The following is a 4035-nucleotide window of genomic DNA, read 5'->3' on the forward strand; positions in this document are numbered from 1 at the left end:
ACTGAGGACAAGCCCTCGGCCTATTAGTACCGGTCAACTCCACACCTCACAGTGCTTCCATATCCGGCCTATCAACCCAGTCGTCTACTGGGAGCCTTACCCCATCAAGTGGGTGGGAGTCCTCATCTCGAAGCAGGCTTCCCGCTTAGATGCTTTCAGCGGTTATCCCTCCCGAACGTAGCCAACCAGCCATGCCCTTGGCAGAACAACTGGCACACCAGAGGTTCGTCCGTCCCGGTCCTCTCGTACTAGGGACAGCCCTTCTCAAGACTCCTACGCGCACAGCGGATAGGGACCGAACTGTCTCACGACGTTCTAAACCCAGCTCGCGTACCGCTTTAATGGGCGAACAGCCCAACCCTTGGGACCGACTCCAGCCCCAGGATGCGACGAGCCGACATCGAGGTGCCAAACCATCCCGTCGATATGGACTCTTGGGGAAGATCAGCCTGTTATCCCCGGGGTACCTTTTATCCGTTGAGCGACGGCGCTTCCACAAGCCACCGCCGGATCACTAGTCCCGACTTTCGTCCCTGCTCGACCCGTCGGTCTCACAGTCAAGCTCCCTTGTGCACTTACACTCAACACCTGATTGCCAACCAGGCTGAGGGAACCTTTGGGCGCCTCCGTTACCCTTTAGGAGGCAACCGCCCCAGTTAAACTACCCATCAGACACTGTCCCTGATCCGGATCACGGACCCAGGTTAGACATCCAGCACGACCAGAGTGGTATTTCAACGACGACTCCACACACACTGGCGTGCATGCTTCAAAGTCTCCCACCTATCCTACACAAGCCGAACCGAACACCAATATCAAACTGTAGTAAAGGTCCCGGGGTCTTTCCGTCCTGCTGCGCGAAACGAGCATCTTTACTCGTAGTGCAATTTCACCGGGCCTATGGTTGAGACAGCCGAGAAGTCGTTACGCCATTCGTGCAGGTCGGAACTTACCCGACAAGGAATTTCGCTACCTTAGGATGGTTATAGTTACCACCGCCGTTTACTGGCGCTTAAGTTCTCAGCTTCGCCCCGACGAATCAGAGCTAACCGGTCCCCTTAACGTTCCAGCACCGGGCAGGCGTCAGTCCGTATACATCGCCTTACGGCTTCGCACGGACCTGTGTTTTTAGTAAACAGTCGCTTCTCGCTGGTCTCTGCGGCCACCCCCAGCTCACACAGAAAATGTGATCACCAGGAATGGCCCCCCTTCTCCCGAAGTTACGGGGGCATTTTGCCGAGTTCCTTAACCATAGTTCACCCGAACGCCTCGGTATTCTCTACCTGACCACCTGAGTCGGTTTAGGGTACGGGCCGCCATGAAACTCGCTAGAGGCTTTTCTCGACAGCATAGGATCATCCACTTCACCACAATCGGCTCGGCATCAGGTCTCACCCACAAGGTGTGCGGATTTGCCTACACACCGGGCTACACCCTTACCCCGGGACAACCACCGCCCGGGCTGGACTACCTTCCTGCGTCACCCCATCACTTACCTACTACCACCTTGGATCAGCGGCTCCACCACTCCCCTCAACTCCGAAGAGATCAGGGCGGCTTCACGGCCTTAGCATTAATGGATTCGATACTGGGCGTTTCAAAGCGGGTACCGGAATATCAACCGGTTGTCCATCGACTACGCCTGTCGGCCTCGCCTTAGGTCCCGACTTACCCTGGGCAGATCAGCTTGACCCAGGAACCCTTAGTCAATCGGCGCACACGTTTCCCACGTGTGTATCGCTACTCATGCCTGCATTCTCACTCGTGAACCATCCACCACTGCCTTCCGGCGCGGCTTCACCCGGCACACGACGCTCCCCTACCCAACCCAACGGCCGTTAGGCCTCATGCTGGATTGACACGACTTCGGCGGTACGCTTGAGCCCCGCTACATTGTCGGCGCGGAATCACTTGACCAGTGAGCTATTACGCACTCTTTCAAGGATGGCTGCTTCTAAGCCAACCTCCTGGTTGTCTCTGCGACTCCACATCCTTTCCCACTTAGCGTACGCTTAGGGGCCTTAGTCGATGCTCTGGGCTGTTTCCCTCTCGACCATGGAGCTTATCCCCCACAGTCTCACTGCCGCGCTCTCACTTACCGGCATTCGGAGTTTGGCTAAGGTCAGTAACCCGGTAGGGCCCATCGCCTATCCAGTGCTCTACCTCCGGCAAGAAACACACGACGCTGCACCTAAATGCATTTCGGGGAGAACCAGCTATCACGGAGTTTGATTGGCCTTTCACCCCTAACCACAGGTCATCCCCCAGGTTTTCAACCCTGGTGGGTTCGGCCCTCCACACGGTCTTACCCGCGCTTCAGCCTGCCCATGGCTAGATCACTCCGCTTCGGGTCTTGAGCGCGCTACTCGATCGCCCTATTCGGACTCGCTTTCGCTACGGCTTCCCCACACGGGTTAACCTCGCAACACACCGCAAACTCGCAGGCTCATTCTTCAAAAGGCACGCAGTCACGACACAAGAACCAAAGCCCTTGTGCGACGCTCCCACGGCTTGTAGGCACACGGTTTCAGGTACTATTTCACTCCGCTCCCGCGGTACTTTTCACCANGACACGCAAAGCGTGTCCGACGCTCCCACGGCTTGTAGGCACACGGTTTCAGGTACTATTTCACTCCGCTCCCGCGGTACTTTTCACCATTCCCTCACGGTACTATCCGCTATCGGTCACCAGGGAATATTTAGGCTTAGCGGGTGGTCCCGCCAGATTCACACGGGATTTCTCGGGCCCCGTGCTACTTGGGAAATGAACAAGCAAGCCGCTGACGTTTCAGCTACGGGGGTCTTACCCTCTACGCCGGGCCTTTCGCATGCCCTTCGCCTACATCAACGGTTTCTGACTCGCCCAACTGCCGGCAGACAGCTGAAGCTCACTCCCACAACCCCGCCTGCGCAACCCCTGCCGGGTATCACACACAAACGGTTTAGCCTCATCCAGTTTCGCTCGCCACTACTCCCGGAATCACGGTTGTTTTCTCTTCCTGAGGGTACTGAGATGTTTCANNNCAACTGCCGGCAGACAGCTGAAGCTCACTCCCACAACCCCGCCTGCGCAACCCCTGCCGGGTATCACACACAAACGGTTTAGCCTCATCCAGTTTCGCTCGCCACTACTCCCGGAATCACGGTTGTTTTCTCTTCCTGAGGGTACTGAGATGTTTCACTTCCCCTCGTTCCCTCCACACTGCCTATGTGTTCAGCAGCGGGTGACAGCCCATGACGACTGCCGGGTTTCCCCATTCGGAAACCCCCGGATCAAAGCCTGGTTGACGACTCCCCGGGGACTATCGCGGCCTCCCACGTCCTTCATCGGTTCCTGGTGCCAAGGCATCCACCGTGCGCCCTTAAAAACTTGGCCACAGATGCTCGCGTCCACTGTGCAGTTCTCAAACAACAACCAGCCACCCGTCACCCCCAGACCAACACACCTGGAGAACACCGGGACCGGCAAAACCGAAGGACGAGCAACAGCCCGTGCCTTCAGACACCCAACAGCGTGCCCGACCCGACCCGTCCAGAAGACCCTGCGTTCCACGCCGAAGCAGTACTAACAGTCCAACCAAACCGACCGTGCCGAGTAGTCAACGTTCCACCCATGAGCTGACCACCGCAGAACATTCGCCTGCGTAATGGCTCTGGACCCCCCGAAAGAGGCCAGGTGCTCCTTAGAAAGGAGGTGATCCAGCCGCACCTTCCGGTACGGCTACCTTGTTACGACTTCGTCCCAATCNGAGCAACCAGCATCAGACACTCGCTGATGTACTGGCCTCTGTACCGGGACAAGCCCGGCAAAGAAGTGCTCCTTAGAAAGGAGGTGATCCAGCCGCACCTTCCGGTACGGCTACCTTGTTACGACTTCGTCCCAATCGCCAGTCCCACCTTCGACAGCTCCCTCCCGCAAGGGGTTGGGCCACCGGCTTCGGGTGTTACCGACTTTCGTGACGTGACGGGCGGTGTGTACAAGGCCCGGGAACGTATTCACCGCAGCAATGCTGATCTGCGATTACTAGCGACTCC

2 rRNA genes (1 of these 2 only partly in view) are annotated in these 4035 nt (G+C 57.4%); both read right to left on the reverse strand.

The annotated features are described in order from the left end of the window. Positions 1–3: 3 nt before the first annotated feature. Positions 4–3376 (reverse strand): 23S ribosomal RNA (locus QCN29_RS36495). Positions 3377–3825: 449 nt separating this feature from the next. Next, positions 3826–4035 (reverse strand): 16S ribosomal RNA (locus QCN29_RS36500) (it continues 1367 nt past the right edge of the window). The 16S and 23S rRNA genes sit together here, the layout of an rRNA operon.

Origin of the sequence: Streptomyces chengmaiensis (assembly GCF_029846775.1) — a bacterium.
GTDB classification, from domain to species: Bacteria; Actinomycetota; Actinomycetes; order Streptomycetales; family Streptomycetaceae; genus Streptomyces; species Streptomyces chengmaiensis.